The organism is Pseudomonas sp. MLB6B, from assembly GCF_054508135.1.
In genome coordinates, this window is the sequence record NZ_CP199313.1 from 1,172,926 (window position 1) to 1,199,355 (window position 26,430).

The window sequence follows — 26,430 nt, forward strand, 5'->3', positions numbered from 1 at the left end:
ATGTGCTGGAGCGAACGAAACCAAGTGGTGTTTGGTCAACACGCCCGTCAACCTTGCCGATCAGTGTACGGAGATGTGTCAATCGGTGCGGTTGACATTTCGTAGGCCAGGTGATGTCGAAATGTAGACGGGGTACGTTGGCAATTACCGTCGAGCGCTTTGGCAAGACGATATTTTCAAATTTTAAATTTGAGTCATAAAAAGGAAAATTTATGTCTAACGCGAAGGCATGCGTTGTGTTTACTACTGGGCTAGAAAATGAGGCTTCGCAAATTTTTTCTCAGCTTACCGCCGAAGGCTTCAAAGTATGTACGGCTGGGGCTGATCAAGAAATTGTGGAAGCCGCTCAGTCTGGGGGGGCTAGCCTCCCTGAAGCTGTAAAAAACTGCATCGATAGTGCGGCAATTTGTGTGTTTTTAATACCTAAAGAAGATCATGATGGCTTGACGGCTGCCGCTGGTTATGCTGGCGGTTCGGGTAAGGCGATCGTCGCTGTTGTTGAAGACATCAATTTCATCCCCCAGATATTTGATGATCTAGCTAGCTCTATCGTTTGTGTGGGTAGTCCTCAGTTAGCCGATGTTATTAAAGGGAAGCCGGTGTGGGAAAGTCCGAATGGATCTGCTGATGGGAAACGCGTTATTCCCAGGATCAAATGCCAATGAACGATATTCCTAGAGTCTATTCCTATAAGCTTTCCAGAGATTACGGATTCGCGCCAAATCCATTTCATGGCATATGCACTCTTGCGACATGCAAGCCTCAAATCAGAAAAGGCGCGCAGGTTGGTGACATAGTAGTTGGCTGCGGAAGCAAAGAACTGAAGATGCTAGGGAAGATCATCTTTGCTATGCGGATTTCTGAGAAACTGACTTTTCAGGAATACTGGAATGATCCTAGATTTTCCGTAAAAAAAGCCAATTTTTTCTCTAGCAATGCCGCAGCGTACGGGGACAATATCTATCATATGGGGGATGATGGCTGGATCCAAGAGGATTCTCATCACAGTTATGAGGGTGGGATAGTGAACAAAGGCAATCTAGAAAGAGATATTGGTTCGGACAATGTCTTAGTCGGTACGGATTTTGTTTACTGGGGTTCGAATGCTCCCGTAATGCCCCTTAATTTACGAGATCTGGATGGCGATGATTTACTTCCTAATGGTAGGAATTTCCGGTCAATTTTTTCAGAAAAATTCAGAGCTGAAGTAGTAGCCTGGTTTGATTCCTTGCCAAAGAGAGGGAACTTAGGTCGTCCTGCATCTTGGCGGTAAGTTCTTGAAATCTGGGCTCTGTCTGGAGATTCCGAACACTCGTCCATGCTGCGTTGGAAACTGTTGGGGTGCCCAAGTAGGCGCTTTCAACAGTTTTTCCTGGGCCGCCACTGGCCTTGCCTGACCCTCATTCCATGGGTTATCAGACAGCGTGTAGGGTAGATGTATAATGGATTGATGTGAGTTACTTTCAGCTAAGGTGAATGAAAGAGCATACCGCGGGATATTATTGTTTTATGTGATTTTTAATATTGCATGGATTTACCCTTAGCCATTTTTTGTTCTGTTAATGTTGTGTGTCGCGCTTTCGTCACGAGAGATAGTTTTATCAGTGCAAAAGAGAGGTGGTTTTGGGAAGTGTTGCAAGTGTATTGTAAATAATGGATAAAAGGAATTTCCATGTCAAAGCCTGTTCCTCAAGCTGTACCCGTCTCACTTTTCGATTACGAAGTCAAAGCTTTATTAACTAACCAGTTTCAACAGGATGAAAGCGGTTTTCAGAAAATCGTATTTGGCTATTTTGGAGAGATTGGCGGGTTGTTATCAGCCCTTAAAAAGTCTGTGAGAGACAAACTCGCATCTACCGAGACAGAGCTGGCTGGGGAAGAGCTAGGTGATGCTTTGTGGTATCTCGTCAACGTTGCGGGATTTCTGAAGGTAGATGCCAATAGCATGGGTGATCAATGTATCAGGTTGCTGCGCACAAAATATGGCGAGTCCGAACAAGATCCCGTACACCCTGTTACCTTCCGGCACATCGATAGTTTGATGGAGATTCGCAGAGTACCAGCATCCATAAGTCGATCATTCCAGCTAGGTAACTTGGCATATCACGCTGGTGCCATGGCTAAAACGACTTTGTCGGAATACCAGTTGATGAGCCCTCAAGCCCGCGCCCAAGGTATGGGGCTGCACCTCGCCGAGCTTGCTATAGCATGCGCCAGCTTTGATCTAAGGCTTGAAGATGTAGCACGCTCCAACCTTGCAAAGATTCATAGCCGGTGGCCTGGGGAAGAAGGTAAATATCCCAATCCGTTTGATGCTGATTATCCTCAGCATGAGCAGTTCCCTCCTACCCTTGAAATAACTTTCATCGAAAGAGGTACCCGCGAAAAGGGACATGTAGTTCAAAGTCTCAACGGTGTGTTCATAGGTGATCGCCTTACGGACAATAGCAACGAACCCGATGACTATCGATTTCACGACGTTTTCCATCTTGCCTACTTGGCTTTTCTGGGTTGGTCTCCAGTACTTCGGGGACTACTGAAACGTAAGCGCAAATCGAATTCTAGAACAGACGAGAACGAAGATGGCGCCCGGGCGATGATCATTGAAGAAGGGATCGCTACTTGGATTTTTAATCATGCAAATCACCAGAGCTCTTATGCCGACGATCGGCAGCGTGGCCTGGATTATGGCGTCCTGAAGCAGATTTGCAGCATGGTGCAGGGCTACGAGGTGGAAAAATGTCAAATCTGGCAGTGGGAAAAGGCTATAGTGGCCGGCTTTGAAATTTTCCGAAAGCTGCAAGAGAACCGTGGAGGCACCGTTGTGGTCGATGTGCTTAAACACACCATGGATTTTATCCCCCCTATCAAGAACTGATCCTATGACTCCTACAGCTTTTGTGAACGCCTTGTCCGAGCTTAAGCTAGACAATGTTTTCAATCCATACGCCGACACCTGCCCAGTCCACGACCGCACCGATGCGGCATCCTCACGCCGACGCAATCTCCGAGGCTACCTTACGGCGGCGCTAGACATTGGTGTGGATACAATTTGGATGGGGCGAGATTTAGGTTACCGCGGTGGCCGCCGAACCGGCCTTGCTTTGACGGACGAATACCACCTGCCCGAGATGGCGCATCGCTATCCGGGTTCGAATTTCAAGCAGGCAACGCTAGGCCCGGCTGTTGCTGAGCGTACTGCCTCTGAAATCTGGTCAGTATTGCGTTCCGTCGCACTGCCACCACTATTGTGGAATGTTTTTCCGTTCCATCCCCATGAGCCAGGTAGCCCGTTTACTAACCGTAAATTTACTGCCAAGGAGCTTCAAGCCGTCGCGAGACTGAATGAAGTATTAATCAAGTGGCTCAAAGTCCGTAGGGTAGTTGCGATCGGTCAGGACGCTTTTAATTACGCAAATCGCTTTGGAGTTGAAGTCGTTGCTATTCGCCACCCTAGCTATGGCGGGATCAAAGATTTTCGTAATGGTATGAGTGCTCTCTACGATATACCAATCGAAATCTTGAATGCTAAGCAGCATCAAAGCTCTTTGTTTTAACTGGTCTGGGACACTCTTGGAATATCGACATAGCCAGGTTTTTTCTGAAGGTCGCTTTAGCTGAAATGACGCACTATGGTGTTAGGGATGCCCCGAACAACTTACCGCGCGGCAGCGATAATTCAAAAATCCGCTCAGCAATCGGCGCTTTTCACTGAAAATAACCTAATGCAGCCTGCGCTGAGGGCATTCTCGCCCGATTCTCCGTGTTAAGCGCGCAACTCACCCATACCCATCAGCTGTTTTCGAACCATCCACAGATTCGACAGGGCGAACAGCGTGGTCAACTGAGCTGTATTTTTCACCAGCCCGCGAAAGCGCACTTTCACGTAACCAAATTGACGCTTGATCACCCGAAACGGGTGCTCGACCTTGGCCCGTGTCTGAGCTTTGCAGTACTCGATCTTGCGCTTGGCCTTGTAGAGCACGCTGCGCTTATTGAGCCTGGAATACGTGCTGCGCCGCGCCGCGATTTGCCCGATGAACTCACGATTTTCATGCTCTTCACGCTTCTCAATACCGGTGTACCCAGCGTCTGCGTAAACCGCATTTTCTTCGCCATGCAACAGCGCGGCGACCTGCATGACATCGGCCACATTGGCCGCCGTGCCATGAACATGATGAACCAGTCCCGACTGGGCATCGGCGCCGATATGCGCCTTCATGCCGAAGAAGTATTGGTTACCTTTCTTGGTCTGATGCATCTCGGGATCGCGCTTTCCTTCCTCGTTCTTGGTCGAGCAAGGGGCGTGAGTGATGGTGGCATCGACGATGGTGCCTGGGCGCAGAGGCAGGCCCTTCTCTTGCAGATAACCGTTGATGACCGCAAGGATTGCAGGCGCCAGTTGATGCTTTTCCAGCAGGTGCCGGAAGTTCATGATCGTGGTGTCTTCAGGTATCGGAGCGCTCAAGGTCAGGCGTGCAAACTGGCGCATGGGCGTGATTTCGTTGAGCGCTTCTTCCATGGCCGGGTCGCTCAGGGAGAACCAGTTTTGCAGCAGATGAATGCGCAGCATGGTGTCCAGAGGATAAGGTTTTCTACCGCCGCCGGTTTTGGGGTAGAACGGCTCGATCAGGCCCAGTAGACCTGCCCAAGACACGACCTGATCCATCTCGGCGAGGAAGCGTTCACGGCGTGTCTGCTTGCGCTTGCCGGCATATTCGAAATCGGAAAAGCTCATCTGGCTCATGAGCGGCTCGAATCAGGTGGTCAGGCGATTTTCGCATACCTGGGACTTGTTCGGAGAATCCCTAGCTATGTGTTCCTTCGCCGCGTAAGCGGGAAGACAAATGGCTTTTCTTGAGTTAAATTTATTTCGTTCAGCTTGTATTTAAATCTAATGTTGCTACAACTAAATCTTTGAATTAGATTTTTCACTTCAGTATCGCTTAGTTCGTAGTCCCAGGGCTTGATTATAGAGCCACCCCTGACTTTTTCGAAACCATACTTTTGCCCCAGGGCTACGGTGATAGTATTTTCTATCTCTGTAACCCACGCGCAATCTCCAATTGATCTAAAGGCTGCGTGCAAATGAGTTGCTTTTCTCTTTCCCGTAAGGCCGCTTTCCATATATTTGAAAGCGCCCTTTTTCTTTAACGTGGAATAAGGGCTTTTCTTGCCATGACTTCGCAGCCTTGATCTCAATCCCTTAGCTGTGCCCACGTACCATGAGTTCAATTCAAGCTTCAAAATATAAATATACCAATTTCTAATTTCTTCACTCATTTCTCAGAGTCAAATTGTGCATAACGATTAAGCTAATTTGGCTGAGACACTACTCGATTCACACTGAGCGTGTCTATCGCGCGTGGATTACGCCGTACGGCAGGAATATGTTTGCTGAGGTCGAAGAGCCTTATGCGAGCGTCTACCGGGGCAAGGGATAGCCCAAAGCGTCCGCTTATGGCCGAGAGCTGTCATCCGTGAAAGCAAGCCTTCGACGAATTCTTAGCTATGGCTATAGGCGGTTATCGAGGCACTCTCTGTCGAGTTGCATCGACTTATCGAATACCTACAGAGGTTGCCCAACGTATGGATGAAACGATGGTTCGGTCTGTTGCCCTGCCGTGCCTGCATGTCAGCAAAGGTACCTTGGAGATATTGAAGTAGCTCGCCCTGGTATTGATGATTGGCGATCTGCACGCGGGAGTAACTGATAGGGTAGAACGGCGCGCATCGCTGGCGCTCTTTTCATCCACCCGCGATGCTGCTGCGTCCGCTGCGCAACGCCGCTGATGCTCAGGGCACGCGCCAGTGCGTCGTGCCGCTGCAACCTGGGTATGGCTGGTATGGTTCGAACCTGCCCAGCAGAGCCATTGCCTTGTTGGCTTCCATACACGCCTTTAAAATGGCCGGCCCTCACAAGGTAGGAAGCACCATGTGGTTCATGAAGAAAAAAACGCTCAGTGACGAGCAGGCGACTGCGCTCCATGAGCAGGCCTGGACGGCGTTTCGCGCGCAGGATCTGGACACCGCGCAGAAGTGCTTCCAGGACCTTGCCAAGGCGTGTCCCGCCGACGCTCGCTGGATGAATGGCATCGGTGCGGTGAATTTGGCGCGTGAGGAGCGCGCCGATGCCCGTCGACACTTCCAGATGGCCGCCGATCGTGACTACCCCGGCAGCCACTACAACCTTGGCATCATGGCCTACCAGGACGGTAACAACGACGTCGCCCGCCGACACTTTCAGAGGGCTGCCGAGCACGATTACCCAGGCAGCCACTACAACCTCGGCAGTTTGGCCTTCCATGAGGGTGATCACGACACCGCCCGCCACCACTTCCAGAAAGCCGCCGAGTCGGATTGCCCGCGCAGCCACTTCTACCTTGGCAGCATGGCCTACCAGGATGGCGATCACGATGCCGCCGTCGAGCACCTCAACAACGCCGTGCGCCACGATCATCCGGAGGCGCTGAACCTGCTCGGCGACGTCCATCTGGATGCCGAGCGCTACCCGCAGGCTGAGCAGGCCTACCGGCGCGCGGCCGAGTTGGGCAATGTCGACGGCTACAACAATCTTGGCCTGCTGTACTTGCAGCTCGAAGACTATCAGCAGGCCAAGCAGGCGTTGTTGCAGGCCCTGGAATCCGACCACGTCTTCGCCCAGCACAACCTGGCTGTGGCCTATCATCGCCTGGGCGAGCTCGAGGCGGCCGAGCGCTGGTACCTGATCTCCTTCTCTCTGCACGGCAACTTGCAGTCGCTGGAGAACCTTGGGCACGTATATGGCGACAGTGGGCGTGAGGTCGAGGGCCAGGCGCTGGTCACGGCCTCCAACAAGCTCTGCGAGGAGCAGCCTCTCAACGATTACGAGCAGGCGTTGATCGAACGGTTGCTGGCCTGAGCCACGATGACCTTGCGCAGAATGCTCAACGACTCTTGAGAGAGGCGCTGGGGTACAGCAGCATAGGACTGTGTCTGAGGTGTGCCCACCAGAAACGCAAAAGCCGCGCAATGCGCGGCTTTCGACAAGTTGGTGGGCCCACACGGACTCGAACCGTGGACCAAAGGATTATGAGTCCTCTGCTCTAACCAACTGAGCTATAGGCCCTCAGAAGGAGGCCGGATTATAACGAGGGATCACCCTCACTGCCATCCGAAAGATCCGAAAGTGCTATACGAAGAAACACTCCCTCGAATTCCCGTGCCGGCAACGGCAGGCTGACGATGTACCCCTGGATCTGCTCGCACCCCTCGGCCGCCAGGAACTGTTGCTGGGCCTGGGTCTCCACGCCCTCGGCGATGATGGTCAACTGCATGCTGCGCCCTAGGGCGATGATGGCGCGGGCGATGGCGGCGTCGTGGGCGTCTTCGGGCAGGCCGCGGATGAAGGATTGGTCGATCTTGAGGATGTCCAACGGCAGGCGCTTGAGGTAGCTCAGCGAAGAGTAGCCCGTGCCGAAATCGTCGATGGCCAGTTGCACACCCAGCTGCTTGAGCTGGTCGAGCACGGCCAGGGCCTCTTCGGCCTGGCTCATGATGAAGTTTTCGGTGATCTCCAACTGCAGGTCGCCGGCATCGAGCTGGTAGGTGTGCAGCAGTTGCTCGATGCGTTTGGCCAGGTTGGGTTGGCGCAGCTGGGCGCCGGCCAGGTTGACGGACAGCGGCCCGAACGCCTGGTACTGGCTTTTCCATTGCTGCATCTGCTTGCAGGCTTGCTCGAGCACCCAGTCGCCGATCTGCAAAATGCTGCCGTTGTCTTCGGCCAGGTTGATGAAGTGCTCGGGCGGTACTTCGCCGAAGACCGGGTGGTTCCAGCGTACCAATGCTTCGGCGCCGACCAAGGCTTGAGTCTTGAGGCTGAGCTTGGGTTGATAGCACAGGCTCAGCTCGTTGCGTTCGATGGCGCGGCGCAGCTCGTGCTCCAAAGCGATGCGCTCGTTCGCCTGGGCGGTAAGGTCGCTGGTATAGGCTTCGACGCGGTTGCGGCCCTTGGCCTTGGAACGGTACATGGCCGCGTCGGCATTGCGGATCAGGCTCGCGACGTCGGTGCCGTCCTGTGGGTACAGGCTGATGCCGATGCTGGCACTGGTGAAGAACTCGTGTTCGCCTGCCTGGAATGGTGCGACGAAACACGCCAGCAGCTTGCCGGCGATGGTACTCGCGTCGCTGGGGCGGTGCAGGCCCGGCAGCAGGATGATGAACTCGTCGCCGCCCAGTCGCGCCACGGTGTCGACGTCGCGCACCTGCTCCTTGAGCCGATGGGCGATCCCCTTGAGCAACAAGTCGCCCACGGGATGGCCGAGGCTGTCGTTGATGTGCTTGAAACGGTCGAGATCGAGGAACAGCACCGCACCTTGGCGGCTGGTGCCATTGGCGTCGGCGAGGGCGATTTGCAGGCGGTTTTCGAACAGGGCGCGGTTGGGCAGGCCGGTGAGCGGGTCGTGGTGGGCCTGGTAGTCGAGCTTGGCCTGGGCGTGCTTGAGGCTGGAGATGTCGGCGAACACCGATACGAAATGGGTGATCTCGCGCTCGTGGTTGCGCACCACGCTGATGGTGACCCAGCCGGGGTACATCTCGCCGTTCTTGCGCCGGTTGTAGATCTCGCCCTGCCAATGGCCTTCGGCGGTGAGTTGATGCCACATAGCGGCATAGAAGGCGCTGTCGTGATGCCCGGAGGCCAGCAGCCGCGGTGTCTGGCCCAATGCCTCGATCTCGCTGTAACCGGTGATCTCGCTGAACGCCCGGTTGACCGCGCTGATGTGCTGGTCGGTGTCGGTGATCAGCACGGCTTCGGCCGTATTTTCGAATACGGTGGCGGCCAGTTGCAGCTTTTCCTGCATCAGGTGGCGCTCGGTGATGTCGCGGGCGATGGTCAGCATGCAGTCGACGCCGGCGATCGGCAACGGTCTGACCGACAGCTCGCACAAGCGAATCTGGCCGTCGCTACGGCGGATCAGACAGCTGAAGTCGCGTACGAAACCGTCGCGCTTGAGCAGCTCGACGAGCCGATGGCGCTCTTCCAGGTCGGCCCAGATGTTCAGGTCCACGGCTCTCTGGCTGCGTTGTTTAGGGTTGAGGTCGTAACCTGTCAGGCGGCAGAAGCCTTCGTTCGCCTCGATCATCAGGCCATCGCTCTGCCTCGACAGCAGCAGGCCATCAGGCGATGCATGGAACGCCTTGGCGAACTTTTCCTCGGAGGTTTGCAATTGTTGCTGGGTCTGCTTCAGCTGGCTGATGTCGCGTACGGCCACGACCAAGGCCAAGACGCCGTCGAGGTCGAAGGTCTCGGCGGACGTCAGACCGGTGAAGCGCTGGCCATCGCTGCGCAGAAAGGTCATTTCCAGATTGCGAATTCCGCCATGGTGCAGGCGCTCCAACAGCCCCGGGGCGTTGTCTTCGACCTCCCACAGGCCCAGCTCGGTGGCAGTGTGGCCGAGGACCTCGCTGCGCTTCAGACCGGTTTGCGTCTCGAAGGCCTCGTTGACCTCCAGCAGCCGACCATCGCTGTGGCGGGCGATGACCAGGATGTCGGGGCATTGCTCGAACACCGAGGCGAACTTCTGTTCCGAGAGCCGTAGGGCATGCTCGGTGCGCTTGGTCTCGCTGATGTCGATCATCAGGCCGCGCATCAGCGGGGCATGGCCCTGCCTGATCATGCTGACGATATTGCGCACCCACAGCGTGCGGCCATCGGCGCAGATCACTCGGTAGTCGAGGCTGTGGTGGCGGCTGGCTGCGGTTTCGCGCTCGCAATAGGACTGGGCGCGCAGAGCGTCGTCAGGATGCAGGATGCCGCGCCAGAACCCGGGTTTGAGCCAGTCCTTGAGCGGATAGCCCAACAGCCCTTCGGCATGGGGCGAAACGTAGCTGAACGTGAAGTCCTTGGCATTGGCTTCCCAGGCCACCGCCGAAAGGCTTTCGACCAAACTGCGGTAGTGGTACTCGCTGCTGCGCAGTTCCTGCTCCAGGGCCATGCGCCGGGATATTTCCGAACTCAGCCGGCGGTTGATGCGCATGGCCATGGCCAGCCCGGCGATGAGCAACAGCAGCGCCGGCAGGCCGTAGACCAATACGTCGTGCCACAGACTGCGCTGGTCGAGCACATCGGCCACCCAGCGACGTTGGATCTCGCTCACCTCGTTTGCGGAGAGGTCGGCCAGGACCTTGTCCAGGATCGTCACCAAAATCGCATTTTCCCGCGGCACCGCCATCGCCAGTTGGTAGCGATAGGGCGTTTGGCCGCTGATGTGCAGGCCATCGAGCTTGGTTTCGCGCAAGCTCCAGATGCTCGAGGCCAGATCGCTTACCACCGCATCCACCTGCCCGGTAGCCAAGGCCTGCAAGACCGAATTGACGTTGGGCAGGGTCACCAGGTTCAAGTCCGGATGGTGGGTGCGCAGCAGTTCGTGGGGGGCGTAGTCTTCCACTACGGCGACCTTCAAGCCATACAGGTCGTGCAGGGTGCGCGGCTGCGGGCCGCCTTTGCGCGCCAGGATGACGATGGGAAAGTCCAGATAGGGACGGGTGAACGACAGGTACTCCTGACGCTCGGGTGTGGACATGATGGCTGCGAGCAGGTCGACGCGCTGGGTGCGGGCCTGGTCGAGCATGTGTGTCCAGTCGCCAGATGCGACAGGCTGCATGGCGACGCGCAGGCGCCGTTGGATCAGCTCGACGTAGTCGGCCGACAGGCCTTGGAACGGGCCTTCGCCGCTGCGGAATTCGAAAGGCGGCCAGGCACCATCACCACCCAGGCGCAACTGCGGATGGGCCCTGAGCCAGGCGTTTTCTTCTTTGGTAAGGGTGAGGGCGCCGGCAGTTGCCGTCCAGGTGGCAAGAAACAGTGTGAGCAGGGCCAGCGACAAACGCATGAAGGGGTCTCGATCCAGGAACATGTCAATCGAGTGTAGACCGGCATTGCGGGTGCGCTCGGCTACGGGGAATTTCGCTTGGCGGGAGGTGTTGCTAGGGGTAAAAGCTGCGATTTAGACGTGCTGCTGCATAAGGGCCAAAAAAAACCCCGGCCTGGGCCGGGGTTGATCGTCACTCGTCGAGGAAGGAGCGCAGATGCTCGCTCCGCGTCGGGTGGCGCAGCTTGCGCAGCGCTTTGGCTTCTATCTGACGGATACGCTCGCGGGTTACATCGAACTGTTTGCCGACCTCCTCGAGGGTGTGGTCGGTGTTCATGTCGATACCGAAACGCATGCGCAGCACCTTGGCTTCGCGCGCGGTCAGCCCGGACAATACGTCACGGGTGGCCTCTTTCAAGCTTTCGACCGTGGCGACATCGATCGGGGACTGCATGGTCGAGTCCTCGATGAAGTCACCCAGGTGGGAGTCTTCGTCGTCGCCGATCGGCGTTTCCATGGAGATCGGCTCTTTGGCGATCTTCAAGACCTTGCGGATCTTGTCCTCAGGCATCTCCATACGCTCGCCCAGTTCTTCCGGCGTCGGCTCGCGACCCATTTCCTGCAACATCTGCCGGGAAATACGGTTGAGCTTGTTGATCGTTTCGATCATGTGCACCGGAATACGGATGGTGCGCGCCTGGTCGGCGATGGAGCGAGTGATCGCCTGACGAATCCACCAGGTGGCGTAGGTCGAGAACTTGTAGCCACGGCGGTATTCGAACTTGTCCACCGCTTTCATCAAACCGATGTTGCCTTCCTGGATCAGGTCGAGGAATTGCAGGCCGCGGTTGGTGTATTTCTTGGCGATGGAGATGACCAGACGCAGGTTCGCCTCGACCATTTCCTTCTTGGCGCGGCGTGCCTTGGCTTCGCCAATGGACATGCGGCGGTTGATGTCTTTGATTTCGGCAACGCTCAGACCGGTCTCTTGTTCGAGGTCGATCAACTTTTGCTGGCAAGCCACGATAGCCGCGTTTTTCTCACCCAGGGCCGCAGCCCATTTGGTGCTGCGCTTGGAGAGGTCACCGCTCCAAGTCTGGTCGGTTTCATTGCTGGGGAACAGGCGCAGGAAGTCGGCACGCGGCATGCGGGCATCACGCACGCACAACTGCATGATTGCGCGTTCTTGCGCGCGCAGACGCTCCAGGGCGCTACGAACACGCTCGACCAGAGCTTCGAACTGCTTGGGCACCAGCTTGATCGGCATGAACAGCTCGGCCAGCGCGGCCATGGCGGCCAAGCTGTCCTTGTGCGCACGGCCGTGCTTCTTCAGCACCTTGAGCGTGGCGTCGCGCTGTTCGGCGACCGCGCCGAAACGCTGACGGGCCAACTCTGGATCGGGACCGCTCTCGACTTCGTCTTCGCTGTCGTCGCCGTTATCGTCGCCGTCTTCTTCCTCGTCGCCTTCCTGCTTGGCCGCAGCCGGCTTGGCGCCTGGGATCGGCACTTCGTCGTTGGGCGAGGCGATGTTGTCGTCGGGGTCGATGTAGCCGCTGAAGACGTCGGACAAACGGCCCGCGTCGGTGGTGACACGCTCGTATTCGCTGAGAATGTGATCGACGGTGCCCGGGAAGTGGGCAATGGCGCCCATGACTTCACGAATACCTTCCTCGATGCGCTTGGCGATTTCGATTTCGCCTTCGCGGGTCAGCAGTTCGACGGTGCCCATTTCGCGCATGTACATGCGCACCGGGTCGGTCGTACGGCCGATATCGGTTTCAACGGCCGCCAACGCTGCCGCAGCTTCTTCGGCCGCGGCTTCGTCGGTGTCGGCTTCGGCCAACAAAAGGGCATCCGCATCCGGAGCACTCTCGAATACGTTGATCCCCATGTCGTTGATCATGCGGATGATGTCTTCCACCTGTTCCGGATCTGAAATATCCTCCGGCAGGTGGTCGTTGACCTCCGCGTAAGTCAGGTAGCCCTGCTCACGACCGCGGGTGATCAACTCTTTGATACGAGACTGCTGTTGCGCTTTTCCGGACATAACACCCTATCCACTGAAGGTCTTGGCGGGCAAAAAACAAGCCGGGGATTATACCCGAGCAAGGACCTCACGCGCCAGTTGAGGTCGGGGTTTGTGCTGGAACATGACGGATGAGCAGGGCGACCAGTTCGGTTTTTTCCTCGCTCGACAGCGCAGGCCCATGGCCGCTATCGCTTAGACGCGCCTTTTTCATCAGATGTTCAAGCCTTCGCTCGCGCTGACGAGCGGACAAGCTGGTTATGGTGTCGATGAACTGTTGTTCAAGGTTTTCGCCGTCAATCAACCACTCCTTTTCGGCCAGGGCCCGCAGCAATCGGCCCTGATCGGTGCCATGCCAGCGTGCGATGAGTTGCATCGAGCTTAGTCGAGGATTCTTCTGCGCCGCTTCGATCAGGGCCACGAGCAACTGGCTGTAGACATGTTCTTCGTCGGCGAAGTGGCTGGCGTTCTCGACCTTGCCGGCCAGCAATGGATGGTGCAGCAGGGTGCGCAGTGCTGACAGGGTGGGCGGTTCCACGGGTGCCGGCACCCGCGGCGGCGGCTCGCGGCGGTCGTCGCGCTGCCAGGGCTTGCCGCCTTTTTTCCACGGTTTGTCTTGCCACTGTTTCTTGCCTTGGCTTTTGTGTGCGCCCCACGCGGGTTGTTCCTGATGGCCGACGTAGTGCTCGACGTGCGGCATGTCGCCGTAGTCGGGAGTAAAGGTGGCCATGGCATCGTAGTCGTAGCCAGGGTCGTAGTCGGGCGCGCTGGCGGGCGGTGCTTTCTGTGCCAGTTGCTCGACTTGCTGCGGGTCGAGGCCGGTGATCTCGCGCAGCCGGTTGCGCATCAGCTGACGCAAGTTGGCGCCCGGCACCTGTTCGATCAACGGTGCTGCCAGAGTGGCCAAATGCGCCTTGCCTTCCAGCGAGCGCGGGTCGGCTTCGTTGCTCAGTTGCTCGAAGAAATAGTCGGCGAGCGGTTGCGCATGTTGGTTGATGCGGGCGTGGAAGGCATCGGTGCCTTCGGCGCGGACCAGGGTATCGGGGTCTTCGCCTTCGGGCAGGAACAGGAAGCGCGCCCGGCGGCCATCCTGCAGGCTCGGTAGAGCCGATTCCAACGCCCGCCAGGCCGCCTTGCGCCCGGCTTGGTCACCGTCGAAGCAGAACAGCACGCTGGGTACCACTCGGTACAGGCGCTTCAAGTGCTCTTCGCTGGTCGCGGTGCCGAGGGTGGCCACCGCGTTGCGCAGGCCTTGCTGGGCCAGGGCGATGACGTCCATGTAGCCTTCGACGACGATGATCTCGTCGAGGTTGCGGTTGTGCTTGCGCGCCTCGTACAGCCCGTACAGCTCCTGGCCCTTGTGGAACACCGGGGTTTCCGGCGAGTTCAGGTATTTGGGCTTGTCGTCGCCCAGCACTCGGCCACCGAACGCGATGACCCGGCCGCGGCTGTCGCGGATCGGGAAGATTACCCGGTCGCGGAAGCGATCGTAGCGCTTGCCGCTCTCGGCGTTCTCGATCAACAGGCCGGCATCGATCATCACCTTTTGCTGCAAGGTGTCAGCGCCCAGGTGCTTGAGCAGGTTGTCCCAGCCGGGTGGGGCGAAACCCAGGCCGAAGTCGCGGGCGATCTCGCCGGACAGGCCGCGGCCTTTGAGGTACTCGACCGCAGACTTGCGCGTCGGATGGTTGCGCAGCGCCTGGCGGAAGAACTCGGCGGCCGCTTCGAGCAGCGGGTACAGCGGCGAGTCGGTCGGTTGGCGCGGCTTCTGGTTGCGCCGGCCTTCCTCGCGCGGAATCTCCATGCCGGCCGCGCGGGCCAGTTCCTCGACCGCCTGGGGGAAGTCCAGGTTGTCGTGGTCCATGATGAAGCCGAGCGCGTTGCCGCCGGCGCCGCAGCCGAAGCAGTAGTAGAACTGCTTGTCGGGGCTGACGGTGAAGGAGGGGCTTTTCTCCTTGTGGAACGGGCAGCAGGCGGACAGGTTCTTGCCGGTCTTCTTCAACTGCACGCGCGAGCTCACCACATCGACGATGTCGGTGCGGTTGAGGAGGTCATCGATGAAGCTCTGCGGAATCAGCCCGGCCATGGCGGTCTCGTCATCTGGCGACTGGCAAGTTTAGACGCTCGCGCGCAAACGCAATGTGGCGGCCAGTGATGAAAAAGATAAGGAATGCGGGTTGGAACGTGCGCGTGGGTAGCCTCGAAAGGCTCGTCAGTAAAACGTGCACCACTGGTCAAGGACCAGGCCTGACGAATATCGCGAAGTGCCCATGGCTTGTGCCGGGGCGCCCGGAGCGCATGGCTCAGGGATTGAAACCACAACTGCCATTAGCCCGGCGCGATGGCCGGGCTTTGGCAGAAGCTTTGCAACGTGCGGCTGTATTAATACAGACGAACGGCGCGGCGCTGTTCGCGCTGGACCTTCTTGGCGTGACGCTTTACAGCGGCGGCAGCTTTACGCTTACGCTCCGAAGTCGGCTTCTCGTAGAACTCGCGGCTGCGAACTTCAGCCAATACACCGGCTTTTTCGCAGGAGCGCTTGAAGCGACGCAGAGCTACGTCGAAGGGTTCGTTCTCTTTAACTTTGACGGCTGGCATCCAGGGCTACCTTATTCATTACCGGGGTAGACGGACTCCTGGCAAAACAAAGGTGTGCTGGAGAACGTCGGTTTTCAAGGGTTGCGGATGTTACCCCGTCGCCAGCAGGAATGCAAAGCCTCTGATCGAAAACCGCTGGTCGGTACTTGGCGCGGCGACTATCATGCGCCGCTTCGAATTCAGCCTCCACAAGGCACGCACCCATGTTAGTACTGGGCTTGGAAACATCCTGCGACGAGACTGGCGTCGCATTATATGACAGCGAGCGCGGTTTGTTGGCCGATGCCCTGTTCAGCCAGATCGATCTGCACCGCGTCTACGGCGGCGTAGTGCCGGAATTGGCCTCGCGCGACCACGTCAAGCGCATGCTGCCGCTGATCCGCGAAGTCCTGGCCAGCGCCGGGCGCGCGCCTGGCGACATCGACGCCATCGCCTACACCGCAGGCCCGGGCCTGGTCGGTGCCCTGCTGGTGGGGGCGTCCTGCGCGCAGGCACTGGCCTTCGCCTGGGATATTCCGGCCCTGGGCGTGCACCACATGGAGGGCCATCTGCTGGCGCCGATGCTCGAAGCGCAGCCGCCGGCGTTTCCGTTCGTCGCTTTGTTGGTGTCGGGGGGGCATACCCAGCTGGTTCGGGTCGACGGCATCGGCCGATACCAGCTGCTGGGCGAGAGCCTGGACGACGCCGCGGGCGAGGCGTTCGACAAGACCGCCAAGCTCATCGGCCTCAACTACCCAGGCGGCCCGGAAATCGCTCGCCTGGCCGAGCAGGGCGTGCCGGGGCGCTTCAAGTTTCCGCGGCCCATGACCGACCGGCCCGGGCTGGAATTCAGCTTCAGCGGTTTGAAGACCTCGACCCTCACCGCCTGGCAGCAGTGCTGCGCCGCAGGCGACGACACCGAGCAGACCCGCTGCGACATTTCCCTGGCGTTCCAGCAGGCCGTGGTCGACACCCTGACCATCAAATGCAAGCGTGCCCTGCAACAGACCGGCCTCAAGCGTCTGGTCATCGCTGGCGGCGTGAGCGCCAACAAGGCGCTGCGGGCATCGCTCGAAGACATGCTGGCGAGCCTCAAGGGTGACGTCTATTACGCACGTCCGCAGTTCTGTACCGACAACGGCGCGATGATCGCCTATGCCGGTTGCCAGCGTTTGCTCGCCGGGCAGCGCCAGGACTTGGCGATCAGTGTGCAGGCCCGTTGGCCGATGGAGCAGTTGCCGGCGATCTGAGCCTGCGTGAGGGCTGTGTGAGCTCTGGGCTTTAGAAGTGCCGCTCGCGCCCGGCCCACAGGTCGCGCAGGTTGTTGCGGTGGCTCCAGACGATCAGCAGGGTAAGCAGCGTGACCGGCAGTAAGGCGTCGGCCTGGCGCCAAGCCAGGAGCGGCAAGGTCAACGGGGTGGCGATCAGCGCCGCCAGGGAGCTGGTGCGGCTCAGGTGCAGCGTGAGCGACCAGATCCCGATCGCCAGCAGGGCGGCCGGCGGGTATACCACCATCAACATGCCGGCGGCAGTGGCCACGCCCTTGCCGCCATGGAAGCGGAAATACAACGGGAACACATGGCCGACCACGGCACACAGGCCGATCCAGGCTTGCGCTTGCAGGTCGAGGCCGGCCAGCTTGGCCAGCAGCACCGGTACACTGCCCTTGCACAGGTCGCCCAACAGGGTCAGGATCGCCATTCGGCGGCCCGCCAGGCGCAGCATGTTGGTGGCGCCTGCGTTGCCGGAGCCGCTCGAGCGCGGGTCAGGGCTGCCCGCCCGTCGGCTGAGGACGATGGCGAAGGACAGTGAGCCGAGCAGGTAGGCAAACAGTGCCAATGACCAAAACATGCTAACTATTCCGGGCGAGAACGCCCCGATTCTAACGGCGCCAGTCGCCCTTGTCGTGCTGTGGAGAGAAGTGCTTGGACAGAGTGTTCATCGAAGGCCTGGAAGTCGATACCGTCATCGGCGCCTATGACTGGGAGCGCGACATTCGGCAATGCCTGCGCCTGGACCTGCGCTTCGCCTGGGACAACCGCCCCGCCGCAGCCGACGACGACCTGAGCCTGACGCTCGACTACGCCACCGTCACGGCGCGTATCCAGGCATTCGCCGAGCAGGCGCGTTTCGAACTGGTGGAAACCTTCGCCGAGCGCCTGGCGGCGGCTTTGATGCAGGAATTCGGCATCACCTGGATGAGCCTGAAGGTGACCAAGCCGGGTGCGATACCGGCGGCCCGTGGCGGTGTTGGCGTGGAGATCGAGCGCGGATGTCTCTGAGCACGGTATACCTGGGGCTGGGCAGCAACATCGAGCGCGAGCGCCATCTATGCGCAGGGCTCGACGCGCTGGCCGGGCTGCTGAGCGACATGCGCTGTTCGGCCGCTTTCGAAAGCGATCCGGTAGGCATCAAGAGCGGCCCTTTCATCAACCTGGTGGTCACTGGCCAAACGACGCTGCCGTTGCTCGAACTCGATCGGCGCCTGAAATTCATCGAGGCCGACAACGGTCGCTATGCTGCCGATCGCAAGGGCCTGCCGCTGGACATTGACGTGTTGATGTTTCGCGACTGGCACGGCACTTTCGATGGCCTGGTACTGCCTCGGGCCGAGATTCTCAAGAACGCCTTCGTGCTCTGGCCCTTGGCGCTGCTCGCCCCCGACCTGCAGCACCCGCTGGCCGGCAAAAGCATGGCGCAGCTGTGGCAAGAGGCCGATATTCGGCAGGTGCTTGCCCCAGTGCCATTCGAGTGGCGCGGTAAGCAACTCACTGCCCTGTGACGAGCGGCGGCCCGGCCCGGCGTAGGGAGGGCCGAGTGCCAGGCATCAGCCGTTCGAAGCCATGCGCGCCGCTTTGAACGCTTTCAGCGCATTCAGCCGCTCGCGCTTGATTGCATCGCCCAAGGCCTTGCCGGCCAGTCCCTGACCGATGAGGTGCTGCGCGCTGGCAGCGCGGGCGACCTTGGCCGCTTCGCGCAGGTACTCGGCCTGTGGATAAGATCGATTTTCCAAACCCAGTCGGCCGCGAGCGTCCATTTCGCATGCGGCGATGAAGTCTTCGAAGCGCTGTGGGCGTCGGCACACATCGAATTTTTGCAGCAGCTCCAACAGCGTGTCCGGCCGCAGCTCCAGCGCGCGATGGCCATGGGTGTGGTATTCCCCGACCAGCAGCGCCAGTTCCTGGCACTCTTTCGGCGCCTTGAAGCGCTGGTTGACCGCCTTGATCAGCTTCACACCTCGGTGTTCGTGGGCGATGTGCCGCGGCCATTGTTCCTGGGGCGTGGTGCCCTTGCCCAGGTCGTGCAGCAGGCAGGCCCAGCGCACGTTCAGCGGTTGATCGTGCAGCGCGGCCTGTTGTAACACCGCCAGGGTATGCACGCCGCTGTCGATTTCCGGGTGATGGGCTTCGGGCTGCGGCACGCCGAACAGCGCATCGACTTCCGGCACCAGCTGCGCGAGCGCGCCGCAGTCGCGCAACACCTGGATGAACACCTGCGGCTGTGCCTCCATCAGGGCGCGTTCGATTTCCTTCCAACTGCGCTCGGCGGTCAGCGCTTGCAGTTCGCCCGACTCGCTGATCTGGCGCATCAGCTCCAGCGTTTCTTCGGCGACGCGAAAGCCCAGAGGCGCATAGCGGGCGGCGAATCGCGCCACGCGCAGCACACGCAAAGGGTCTTCGGCGAAGGCAGGGGATACGTGGCGCAGCAGCTTGGCTTGCAGGTCGCGTTGCCCGTGGTAGGGGTCGTAGAGGTTGCCCTGGGGGTCTTCGGCCATGGCGTTGATGGTCAGGTCACGACGGATCAAGTCCTGCTCCAGCGTCACCTCAGGGCTGGCGTGAAAGGTGAACCCGCCATAGCCGCGGCCGCTCTTGCGCTCGGTGCGGGCCAGGGCGTACTCCTCGTTGGTCTTGGGGTGCAGGAATACCGGGAAGTCGGCGCCTACTGGGCGATAGCCTTGCTCGTGCATCTGTTCGACGGTGGCACCCACCACCACCCAATCGACATCGCTCACGGCGAGGCCGAGCAAACGGTCGCGTACCGCGCCGCCAACTTTGTAAATTTGCATAAACGTCTCCAGTGCAGGCTCACAGCATACCTTGTGGGCCTGCGCCGGCGAACGTCGTCTCAGGGATGGCGGGCGGCCATGTCCAGGCGCCCATAGTCGTGGACTTCGCCGTGTTCGCTGCGCGGCGGCATGTGATGGGTTTTCATCACCTGTTCGCCTTGTACGGTTTCCAGGTGCACGTCGAAGCCCCACAACCGGTGCAGGTGGCGCATGACCTCTTCGGTGGAATCGCCTAGAGGCTTGCGGTTGTGCTGTTGATGGCGCAGGGTCAGCGAGCGGTCGCCGCGGCGGTCGATGCTCCAGATCTGAACGTTCGGCTCGCGGTTGCCCAGGTTGTACTGGGCCGCCAGTTGTTCGCGGATCGTTCGATAACCCGATTCGTCATGGATGGCCGGCACCAGCAGTTCGTCGCGCTGGTCGTCGTCGAGAATGCTGAACAGTTTCAGGTCGCGCATCACCTTGGGCGACAGGTACTGCAGGATGAAGCTTTCGTCCTTGAAGCTGCTCATGGCGAACTTCAGGGTGGACAGCCAGTCGCTGCCGGCGATTTCCGGGAACCAATGGCGATCCTCGTCGGTGGGATGCTCGCACATGCGGCGGATGTCGGTGTACATGGCAAAACCCAGCGCGTACGGGTTGATGCCACTGTAATAAGGGCTATCGAAGCCGGGCTGGAACACTACGCTGGTGTGCGACTGCAAGAACTCCATCATGAAGCCGTCGGTCACCAGGCCTTCGTCATAGAGATCGTTCATCAATGTGTAGTGCCAGAAGGTGGCCCACCCCTCGTTCATCACTTGCGTTTGGCGCTGTGGATAGAAGTACTGCGCGATCTTACGCACGATACGCACCACCTCGCGCTGCCAGGGTTCGAGCAGTGGCGCGTGCTTTTCGATGAAGTAGAGAATGTTTTCCTGCGGCTCTGCGGGAAAACGTGCGAAGTCTCTGTCGTCGCCTTTGCCTGCACTTTTCGGGATGGTGCGCCACAGGTCGTTGATTTGCCGTTGCAGGTATTCTTCGCGCTCGGTCTGGCGCCGACGCTCCTCCTCGGCCGAGATGGGGTAGGGCCGTTTGTAGCGGTCGACGCCATAGTTCATAAGGGCGTGGCACGAGTCGATCAGGTCTTCCACGGCATCGATGCCGTGGCGTTCCTCGCACTGGCTGATGTACTGCTTGGCGAACACCAGGTAGTCGATGATCGAAGTGGCGTCGGTCCAGGTGCGGAACAGGTAGTTGCCTTTGAAAAAGCTGTTGTGCCCGTAGCAGGCGTGGGCGATCACCAAGGCCTGCATGCACATGGTGTTCTCTTCCATCAGGTAGGCGATGCACGGGTCGGAGTTGATCACGATCTCGTACGCCAGCCCCATCTGGCCACGTGTGTAGGACTTCTCGGTGCTGAGGAACTGTTTGCCGTAGGACCAGTGGTGATAACCCAAGGGCATGCCCACCGAGGCATAGGCGTCCATCATCTGCTCGGCAGTGATCACCTCGATCTGATTGGGGTAGGTGTCCAGCGCATAGCGCGCGGCCAGACGGCTGATCTCCCTGTCGTAGGTCTGGATCAGCTCGAACGTCCACTCGGAACCGGTGGAGAGGGGTTGGCGTCGCTGGGCTCTGGCGGTCATGTGGCTAACCTGCGCTGGAAGAGTTCACGGAAGACCGGGTAGATGTCACCGGCCGAGACCAGTTGCTGTTGGGCGAACGTGTCGGGGAAGGCTTCGCCCATGCGCTCGTACTCGTACCACAGCGCCTGATGTTCGCGCGGGGTGATCTCGACGTAAGTGTAGTACTGCACATGGGGCATGATCTGCTTGGCCAGGATGTCGCGGCAGATGGGGGAATCGTCGTTCCAGTTGTCGCCGTCCGAGGCTTGGGCGGCATAGATGTTCCAGTCGTTGGTGGGGTAGCGCTCGGCCATGATCTCCTGCATCAGCTTGAGGGCGCTCGACACGATGGTGCCGCCGGTTTCCCGGGAGTAGAAGAACTCTTCTTCGTCCACCTCGCGGGCGCTGGTGTGGTGGCGGATGAACACTACGTCGATGCGGTCGTAGTTACGCTTGAGGAACAGGTACAGCAGGATGAAGAAACGCTTGGCGATGTCCTTGGTGGCTTGGGTCATGGAGCCGGAGACGTCCATCAGGCAGAACATCACCGCTTTGGAACTGGGGTTGGGCTGCTTGACCAGCAGGTTGTACTTGAGGTCGAAGGTGTCGAGGAAGGGCAGACGGTTGATGCGCGCCCGCAGCCGCTCGATTTCGGCCTCGACCGCTTGGATGTCGGTGAAGTTGGCCGGCTCCTCCACTTTGAGGCGGGCAAGCTCGGCTTCGGCCTTGCGCAACGCCGCACGGCTGCTGCCGGTCAGCGCGATGCGCCGGGAATGGGCCGAGCGCAAGGTGCGCACGATGTTGATGCGTGACGGATTGCCTTCGCTGCTGACTCCTGCACGTACGGTCTTGAAGGTATCAGTGCCGTTGAGGTGACGCTTGACCAGATTGGGCAGTTCCAGGTCTTCGAACATGAATTCGAGAAACTCTTCCTGGGTGATCTGGAAGACGAACTCGTCCATGCCTTCGCCGGAATTGCCCGCCTTGCCGGGGCCGCCACCGCCACCACCGCCGCCCTTGGGCCGGGCGATCTGTTCACCCGCCGTGAACTCCTTGTTGCCTGGATGCACGACGGTTTGCTTGCCACCACGGCCGTGGTGCAGCACCGGCTCGTCGATGTCGCGGCCGGGGATGCTGATCTGTTCGCCGTGCTCCATGTCGGTGATGGAACGCCTGCCAACGGCCTCTTCCACCGCCTTCTTGATGTGGTCACGGTAACGCCGCAAGAAGCGCTGGCGATTGACCGTGCTCTTGTTCTTGCCGTTCAGGCGTCGGTCGATTACATAGCTCATGGTTCCTCCGGTCGCTGGGAGCAGCTGCAAGCCATAAGCCTGGCGCTGCAAGCAAGAGCAGCTAGCATTGCGCCAAGCATTGGCACCGGGCTGGCGCCCGGTGCCAATGCTTGGCAGCCGAAGCTCGCCACTTGCCGCCTTATTGCGATTTCCTGACCCGCAGGTACCATTCCGACAGCAGACGTACCTGCTTATCGGTATAGCCACGTTCCACCATCCGCGTGACGAAGTCGTTGTGCTTTTTCTGGTCCTCTTTGCTCGCTTTGGCATTGAAGCTGATGACCGGTAGCAAGTCTTCGGTGTTGGAGAACATCTTCTTCTCGATCACCACCCGCAGCTTCTCGTAGCTCAGCCAGCTGGGATTTTTGCCGTTGTTGTTGGCGCGTGCGCGCAACACGAAGTTGACGATTTCGTTGCGGAAGTCTTTCGGGTTGCTGATGCCTGCCGGCTTCTCGATCTTCTCCAGCTCCTCATTGAGGGCCACGCGGTTGAGGATTTCTCCGGTTTCCGGGTCGCGGTATTCCTGGTCCTGGATCCAGAAGTCGGCGTACAGCACATAGCGGTCGAAGATGTTCTGGCCGTACTCGCTGTAGGACTCCAGGTAAGCGGTCTGGATTTCCTTGCCGATGAACTCGATATAGCGCGGCGCCAGGTATTCCTTGAGGAAACGCAGATAGCGCTCGCGGGTCTCGGCAGGGAACTGTTCTTGCTCGATCTGCTGCTCCAGCACATACAGCAGGTGCACAGGGTTGGCCGCCACTTCGTGCGGATCGAAGTTGAAGACCTTGGACAGGATCTTGAAAGCGAAACGCGTGGACAGGCCGTTCATGCCTTCGTCGACGCCGGCAGCGTCGCGGTATTCCTGGATCGACTTGGCCTTGGGGTCGGTATCCTTGAGGTTTTCACCGTCATACACCCGCATCTTCGAGTAGATGTTGGAGTTTTCCGGTTCCTTGAGCCGTGACAGCGAAGTGAACTGCGCCAGCATCTTCAGTGTGTCCGGTGCGCAATGGGCTTTGGCCAGCGAACTGCCGGCAAGCAGTTTGTCGTAGATCCTGATTTCGTCGCTGACCCGCAGGCAGTACGGTACTTTGACGATGTAAATCCGGTCGATGAACGCCTCGTTGTTCTTGTTGTTGCGGAAGGTATGCCATTCCGATTCGTTGGAGTGCGCCAGCAGAATCCCGGTATAGGGAATCGCGCCCAAGCCTTCGGTGCTGTTGTAGTTGCCTTCCTGAGTGGCCGTGAGCAAGGGGTGCAGTACCTTGATCGGCGCCTTGAACATCTCGACGAATTCCATCAACCCCTGGTTGGCTCGGCACAGCGCGCCCGAGTAGCTGTAGGCGTCGGCGTCGTTCTGTGGGAATTCTTCGAGCTTGCGGATATCGACCTTGCCCACCAGCGCCGAGATGTCCTGATTGTTCTCGTCGCCCGGTTCGGTTTTGGCGATGGCGATCTGATTGAGGATCGAGGGGTAGAGTTTCACCACGCGGAATTTGGAAATATCGCCGCCGAATTCCTGCAGGCGCTTGGTGGCCCAAGGCGACATGATGGTGCTCAGGTAGCGCCGGCTGATGCCATATTCCTCTTCAAGGATGTTGCCGTCTTCGCTGGCGTTGAACAGTCCCAAGGGCGACTCGAAGACCGGCGAGCCCTTGATGGCATAGAAGGGTTCTTTTTCCATCAGTTGTTTGAGCTTTTCGGCCAGAGACGATTTGCCGCCGCCGACAGGGCCAAGCAAGTAGAGGATCTGCTTCCTTTCTTCCAGGCCTTGAGCGGCATGTCGGAAGTAGGACACGATCTGGTCGATGCACTCTTCCATGCCATGGAAGTCGGCGAATGCGGGATAGCGGCGAATCACCTTGTTGGAAAAGATGCGCGATAACCTGGAGTTGGTCGAGGTGTCGATCAATTCCGGTTCACCGATAGCCGTCAAAAGCCGTTCGGCTGCCGAGGCGTAGGCACGGCGGTCTTCCTTGCACAACTCGAGGTACTCCTGAAGCGAGAGTTCCTCCTGTCGCGTCGACTCGAAACGCTGTTGGAAATGGCTAAAAATGCTCATGACGTCACCTCGCTCGATACGTGGAGCCGACGTCGGATCACTCAGCTGATGCTGGCATGCAAACGGTGCTACCGATTGCCGTTATCCCCCCAGAACACCTTTGTAACGCTGCCGATGACCCGCGCGCCGGTGTACCGGCTCTCCCCTGTTTGGATGGCCTGAGCTTAAGGATAGTTGGTTCTGCGCAAGGTCAAGGACGGAAGGAAAAGATCGTCTCTTGCAATGGCCTCTGTAGAGGCGCAAGCCCGCGGCCAGCGCGGGCTGTAGGAACTATGAAAAATTATTCCGATTGGCCCTGGGCGACATCCTCGGGATAGGTGCCGCGCCACAGCTCGAAACCGCCGTCAAGGCTGTAGACGTCGGAGAATCCCTGCTGGATCAGGTAGGCCGCCGCGCTCTGGCTGGAGTTGCCGTGATAGCAGACCACTAGGGTCGGGGCATCGAGGTCGGCCTGGCGTATGAAGTCGGCGACCGAGTGGTTGTCCAGGTGCTGGGCCCCCTGGATATGCCCGCCAGCGAAGGCTTGTGGATCGCGGATATCGACCACCACGGCGCCTTGTTCACGCAAGGCTTGGGCTTGCTCGGGTGGGATGCGCTTGAACTCGCTCATGGATGTCTCCTTCAGGGCTGGGCTATAGGGGTGGCAGGGACGGCCGCAGTGCGCAGTGCCCCGCCTTCGGTGCAATCGCAACGGTGGTATTCGCCGCTGTCGAGGTTGTACAGGGTCATGGCTCCGCCCCAGACGCAGCCGGTGTCCAGCGCGATCACGCCAGGCTCGCTGACCCGTCCTTCGAGCGCGGCCCAGTGGCCGAAGATGATGTCGACGTGCCGTGACCGACGGCCTTTATGGGCGAACCAGGGTTTGTATCCCTTGGGCGCGTCGTCCAGGCCTTCCTTGCTCTTGAGGTCGAGCTTGCCTTCGGCCGTGCAGAAACGCATGCGGGTGAAGTAGTTGGTGATCGCCCGCAGGCGCTCCACGCCGGTCAGGCGCTTGCTCCACTTGTTCGGCTCGTTGCCGTACATGCCGTCGAGGAAAGGTTTCAAACGTTCGTCGTCGCGCAGCACCTGCTCGACCTCGGCGGCCAGTTCCAGCGCCGTGCCCAGGGTCCATTGCGGGGGGATGCCGGCATGCACCATGGCCACACCGCGCGGCTCGTCGTAATGCAGCAGTTTCTGCTGGCGCAACCAGCCCATCAATTGCTCGGCGTCTGGCGCTTCGAGCACTTCGCGCAGGGTGTCGCCTTTCTTCAGTCGATCGATGTTGTGCCAGGCCGCCAGCAAGTGCAGGTCGTGGTTGCCGAGCACGCAGACCAGCGAGTCGCGCAGACTGTAGAGAAAGCGCAAGGTCTCCAGCGATTCGGGGCCGCGGTTGACCAGGTCGCCGACCAGCCACAGATGGTCGACCGCAGGGTCGAACTTCACGCGCTGCAACAGGCACTTGAGCGGTTGCAAACAGCCTTGCAGGTCGCCGACCGCGTACACCGCCATCAGTGCAGCGCCCCAGGCACGGCCAGGCGGAACGGCGCGATCGCGGCTTCGAACTGCGTGCCGTCGTCGGCCAGCATCTGGTAGCTGCCCTGCATGGTGCCGACACGTGTGGCGATCACCGAACCGCTGCTGTAGGTATGGGAACCACCGGGCGCAATGGAAGGCTGCTGGCCAACGACGCCGGCGCCGCGCACTTCCTCGACCTCGCCATCGCCATTGGTGATCAACCAATGACGGGAGAGCAGGGTAGCGGCCACGCTGCCGGTGTTCTGCACGGTGATGGTATAGGCGAAGGCGAAGCGCAGAGCGTCGGGGTCGGATTGGTCTTTGAGGTAACGGGTCACGACGCTGACGTCGATCTGGTAACGGGGATCGGACATGCAAGGGCCTTGGGCAGAGGAAAGCGGCGACGGCGATGGTTGCAGTCTAGGGCATTGGTGGGTGTACCGACCAGTCGATGGGCCG

The 26,430-nt window shown here is 59.3% G+C and carries 22 protein-coding genes and 1 tRNA gene; 8 read left to right on the forward strand and 15 right to left on the reverse strand.

Annotated elements, in window-relative coordinates; all coding sequences use genetic code 11:
* Positions 1-212 precede the first annotated feature (212 nt).
* The 4 genes from ACSMEV_RS04960 to ACSMEV_RS04975 all read left to right on the forward strand — a co-directional run bounded on the left by ACSMEV_RS04960 (position 213) and on the right by ACSMEV_RS04975 (position 3,557).
* Positions 213-665, forward strand: a complete 453-nt coding sequence (locus ACSMEV_RS04960; RefSeq protein ID WP_459207496.1) for a hypothetical protein — start codon at positions 213-215, stop codon at positions 663-665.
* On the forward strand, positions 662-1,273 hold the full coding sequence (locus ACSMEV_RS04965; protein WP_459207497.1) for an Nmad2 family putative nucleotide modification protein: 612 nt from the start codon (positions 662-664) through the stop codon (positions 1,271-1,273). Before ACSMEV_RS04960 ends, ACSMEV_RS04965 begins: the two co-directional genes overlap by 4 nt.
* Positions 1,274-1,672: 399 nt before the next feature.
* Entirely contained in the window at positions 1,673-2,878 is a 1,206-nt protein-coding gene (locus ACSMEV_RS04970; RefSeq protein WP_459207498.1) for a nucleoside triphosphate pyrophosphohydrolase family protein, read from the forward strand.
* A 4-nt stretch (positions 2,879-2,882) separates the two neighbouring features.
* Positions 2,883-3,557: a uracil-DNA glycosylase gene (locus tag ACSMEV_RS04975; RefSeq protein WP_459207499.1), complete on the forward strand. Its 675-nt coding sequence runs from the start codon at positions 2,883-2,885 to the stop codon at positions 3,555-3,557.
* A 209-nt stretch (positions 3,558-3,766) separates the two neighbouring features.
* Here ACSMEV_RS04975 and ACSMEV_RS04980 read toward each other — a convergent pair whose 3' ends face one another.
* Together ACSMEV_RS04980 and ACSMEV_RS04985 are read right to left on the reverse strand one after the other, a co-directional pair.
* A complete protein-coding gene (locus tag ACSMEV_RS04980; protein WP_459207500.1) occupies positions 3,767-4,747 on the reverse strand; it encodes an IS5 family transposase in 981 nt (326 codons plus the stop codon).
* Between the two features lie 65 nt (positions 4,748-4,812).
* Positions 4,813-5,283, reverse strand: a complete 471-nt coding sequence (locus ACSMEV_RS04985; RefSeq protein ID WP_459207501.1) for a GIY-YIG nuclease family protein — start codon at positions 5,281-5,283, stop codon at positions 4,813-4,815.
* Between the two features lie 652 nt (positions 5,284-5,935).
* Here ACSMEV_RS04985 and ACSMEV_RS04990 point away from each other — a divergent pair.
* The gene (locus ACSMEV_RS04990; protein WP_459207502.1) at positions 5,936-6,901 is read left to right on the forward strand and encodes a tetratricopeptide repeat protein; all 966 of its coding nucleotides are present in this window, start codon (positions 5,936-5,938) and stop codon (positions 6,899-6,901) included.
* A gap of 130 nt (positions 6,902-7,031) precedes the next feature.
* Here the strand turns inward: ACSMEV_RS04990 and ACSMEV_RS04995 are convergent.
* The 5 genes from ACSMEV_RS04995 to rpsU form a co-directional block, all read right to left on the reverse strand.
* Positions 7,032-7,108 (reverse strand) — tRNA-Ile (locus tag ACSMEV_RS04995).
* 16 nt (positions 7,109-7,124) lie between these two features.
* The gene (locus tag ACSMEV_RS05000) at positions 7,125-10,871 is read right to left on the reverse strand and encodes a bifunctional diguanylate cyclase/phosphodiesterase (protein ID WP_459207503.1); all 3,747 of its coding nucleotides are present in this window, start codon (positions 10,869-10,871) and stop codon (positions 7,125-7,127) included.
* 172 nt (positions 10,872-11,043) lie between these two features.
* Complete coding sequence (gene rpoD, locus ACSMEV_RS05005) at positions 11,044-12,897, reverse strand: RNA polymerase sigma factor RpoD (RefSeq protein WP_459207504.1); 1,854 nt, start codon at positions 12,895-12,897, stop codon at positions 11,044-11,046.
* A 67-nt stretch (positions 12,898-12,964) separates the two neighbouring features.
* Positions 12,965-14,962 carry a DNA primase gene (gene dnaG, locus ACSMEV_RS05010; protein ID WP_459207505.1) on the reverse strand — a complete coding sequence of 666 codons (1,998 nt, stop codon included), beginning with the start codon at positions 14,960-14,962 and terminating at the stop codon, positions 12,965-12,967.
* 296 nt (positions 14,963-15,258) lie between these two features.
* Positions 15,259-15,474, reverse strand: coding sequence for a 30S ribosomal protein S21 (rpsU, locus tag ACSMEV_RS05015; protein WP_002551877.1), 216 nt, complete (start codon positions 15,472-15,474; stop codon positions 15,259-15,261).
* A gap of 203 nt (positions 15,475-15,677) precedes the next feature.
* On the opposite strand from rpsU, the gene tsaD reads away from it, so the two are divergent.
* Positions 15,678-16,703 carry a tRNA (adenosine(37)-N6)-threonylcarbamoyltransferase complex transferase subunit TsaD gene (tsaD, locus tag ACSMEV_RS05020; RefSeq protein WP_459207506.1) on the forward strand — a complete coding sequence of 342 codons (1,026 nt, stop codon included), beginning with the start codon at positions 15,678-15,680 and terminating at the stop codon, positions 16,701-16,703.
* Between the two features lie 31 nt (positions 16,704-16,734).
* Here tsaD and plsY read toward each other — a convergent pair whose 3' ends face one another.
* The gene (gene plsY, locus ACSMEV_RS05025) at positions 16,735-17,304 is read right to left on the reverse strand and encodes a glycerol-3-phosphate 1-O-acyltransferase PlsY (protein WP_459207507.1); all 570 of its coding nucleotides are present in this window, start codon (positions 17,302-17,304) and stop codon (positions 16,735-16,737) included.
* Between the two features lie 74 nt (positions 17,305-17,378).
* Here plsY and folB point away from each other — a divergent pair, with 74 nt between their 5' ends.
* Positions 17,379-17,735 carry a dihydroneopterin aldolase gene (gene folB, locus ACSMEV_RS05030; RefSeq protein WP_296269076.1) on the forward strand — a complete coding sequence of 119 codons (357 nt, stop codon included), beginning with the start codon at positions 17,379-17,381 and terminating at the stop codon, positions 17,733-17,735.
* A complete protein-coding gene (folK, locus tag ACSMEV_RS05035; RefSeq protein ID WP_459207508.1) occupies positions 17,726-18,235 on the forward strand; it encodes a 2-amino-4-hydroxy-6-hydroxymethyldihydropteridine diphosphokinase in 510 nt (169 codons plus the stop codon). Before folB ends, folK begins: the two co-directional genes overlap by 10 nt.
* A 45-nt stretch (positions 18,236-18,280) precedes the next feature.
* Here folK and ACSMEV_RS05040 read toward each other — a convergent pair whose 3' ends face one another.
* From ACSMEV_RS05040 to apaG, 7 genes are all read right to left on the reverse strand, one after another.
* Complete coding sequence (locus tag ACSMEV_RS05040) at positions 18,281-19,519, reverse strand: multifunctional CCA addition/repair protein (protein WP_459207509.1); 1,239 nt, start codon at positions 19,517-19,519, stop codon at positions 18,281-18,283.
* A 59-nt stretch (positions 19,520-19,578) separates the two neighbouring features.
* On the reverse strand, positions 19,579-21,144 hold the full coding sequence (locus ACSMEV_RS05045; RefSeq protein ID WP_459207510.1) for a SpoVR family protein: 1,566 nt from the start codon (positions 21,142-21,144) through the stop codon (positions 19,579-19,581).
* Positions 21,141-22,415, reverse strand: a complete 1,275-nt coding sequence (locus ACSMEV_RS05050; RefSeq protein WP_459207511.1) for a YeaH/YhbH family protein — start codon at positions 22,413-22,415, stop codon at positions 21,141-21,143. The genes ACSMEV_RS05045 and ACSMEV_RS05050 overlap by 4 nt, the downstream gene beginning before the upstream one ends.
* 139 nt (positions 22,416-22,554) lie before the next feature.
* The gene (locus tag ACSMEV_RS05055) at positions 22,555-24,477 is read right to left on the reverse strand and encodes a PrkA family serine protein kinase (RefSeq protein ID WP_459207512.1); all 1,923 of its coding nucleotides are present in this window, start codon (positions 24,475-24,477) and stop codon (positions 22,555-22,557) included.
* 280 nt (positions 24,478-24,757) lie between these two features.
* Positions 24,758-25,087 carry a thiosulfate sulfurtransferase GlpE gene (glpE, locus tag ACSMEV_RS05060; RefSeq protein WP_459207513.1) on the reverse strand — a complete coding sequence of 110 codons (330 nt, stop codon included), beginning with the start codon at positions 25,085-25,087 and terminating at the stop codon, positions 24,758-24,760.
* Positions 25,088-25,098: 11 nt separating this feature from the next.
* A complete protein-coding gene (locus ACSMEV_RS05065; RefSeq protein WP_459207514.1) occupies positions 25,099-25,965 on the reverse strand; it encodes a symmetrical bis(5'-nucleosyl)-tetraphosphatase in 867 nt (288 codons plus the stop codon).
* The gene (gene apaG / locus ACSMEV_RS05070; protein WP_459207515.1) at positions 25,965-26,345 is read right to left on the reverse strand and encodes a Co2+/Mg2+ efflux protein ApaG; all 381 of its coding nucleotides are present in this window, start codon (positions 26,343-26,345) and stop codon (positions 25,965-25,967) included. Before apaG ends, ACSMEV_RS05065 begins: the two co-directional genes overlap by 1 nt.
* Positions 26,346-26,430 lie beyond the last annotated feature (85 nt).

What these genes read in the sequence shown, in the direction of transcription:
- ACSMEV_RS04960 (WP_459207496.1), top strand. Translation starts at nt 213, where the DNA reads ATGTCTAACGCGAAGGCATGCGTTGTGTTTACTACTGGGCTAGAAAAT.
- ACSMEV_RS04965 (WP_459207497.1), top strand. Translation starts at nt 662, where the DNA reads ATGAACGATATTCCTAGAGTCTATTCCTATAAGCTTTCCAGAGATTAC.
- ACSMEV_RS04970 (WP_459207498.1), top strand. Translation starts at nt 1,673, where the DNA reads ATGTCAAAGCCTGTTCCTCAAGCTGTACCCGTCTCACTTTTCGATTAC.
- ACSMEV_RS04975 (WP_459207499.1), top strand. Translation starts at nt 2,883, where the DNA reads ATGACTCCTACAGCTTTTGTGAACGCCTTGTCCGAGCTTAAGCTAGAC.
- ACSMEV_RS04980 (WP_459207500.1), bottom strand. Translation starts at nt 4,747, where the DNA reads ATGAGCCAGATGAGCTTTTCCGATTTCGAATATGCCGGCAAGCGCAAG.
- ACSMEV_RS04985 (WP_459207501.1), bottom strand. Translation starts at nt 5,283, where the DNA reads ATGAGTGAAGAAATTAGAAATTGGTATATTTATATTTTGAAGCTTGAA.
- ACSMEV_RS04990 (WP_459207502.1), top strand. Translation starts at nt 5,936, where the DNA reads ATGTGGTTCATGAAGAAAAAAACGCTCAGTGACGAGCAGGCGACTGCG.
- ACSMEV_RS05000 (WP_459207503.1), bottom strand. Translation starts at nt 10,871, where the DNA reads ATGCGTTTGTCGCTGGCCCTGCTCACACTGTTTCTTGCCACCTGGACG.
- rpoD (WP_459207504.1), bottom strand. Translation starts at nt 12,897, where the DNA reads ATGTCCGGAAAAGCGCAACAGCAGTCTCGTATCAAAGAGTTGATCACC.
- dnaG (WP_459207505.1), bottom strand. Translation starts at nt 14,962, where the DNA reads ATGGCCGGGCTGATTCCGCAGAGCTTCATCGATGACCTCCTCAACCGC.
- rpsU (WP_002551877.1), bottom strand. Translation starts at nt 15,474, where the DNA reads ATGCCAGCCGTCAAAGTTAAAGAGAACGAACCCTTCGACGTAGCTCTG.
- tsaD (WP_459207506.1), top strand. Translation starts at nt 15,678, where the DNA reads ATGTTAGTACTGGGCTTGGAAACATCCTGCGACGAGACTGGCGTCGCA.
- plsY (WP_459207507.1), bottom strand. Translation starts at nt 17,304, where the DNA reads ATGTTTTGGTCATTGGCACTGTTTGCCTACCTGCTCGGCTCACTGTCC.
- folK (WP_459207508.1), top strand. Translation starts at nt 17,726, where the DNA reads ATGTCTCTGAGCACGGTATACCTGGGGCTGGGCAGCAACATCGAGCGC.
- ACSMEV_RS05040 (WP_459207509.1), bottom strand. Translation starts at nt 19,519, where the DNA reads ATGCAAATTTACAAAGTTGGCGGCGCGGTACGCGACCGTTTGCTCGGC.
- ACSMEV_RS05045 (WP_459207510.1), bottom strand. Translation starts at nt 21,144, where the DNA reads ATGACCGCCAGAGCCCAGCGACGCCAACCCCTCTCCACCGGTTCCGAG.
- ACSMEV_RS05050 (WP_459207511.1), bottom strand. Translation starts at nt 22,415, where the DNA reads ATGAGCTATGTAATCGACCGACGCCTGAACGGCAAGAACAAGAGCACG.
- ACSMEV_RS05055 (WP_459207512.1), bottom strand. Translation starts at nt 24,477, where the DNA reads ATGAGCATTTTTAGCCATTTCCAACAGCGTTTCGAGTCGACGCGACAG.
- glpE (WP_459207513.1), bottom strand. Translation starts at nt 25,087, where the DNA reads ATGAGCGAGTTCAAGCGCATCCCACCCGAGCAAGCCCAAGCCTTGCGT.
- ACSMEV_RS05065 (WP_459207514.1), bottom strand. Translation starts at nt 25,965, where the DNA reads ATGGCGGTGTACGCGGTCGGCGACCTGCAAGGCTGTTTGCAACCGCTC.
- apaG (WP_459207515.1), bottom strand. Translation starts at nt 26,345, where the DNA reads ATGTCCGATCCCCGTTACCAGATCGACGTCAGCGTCGTGACCCGTTAC.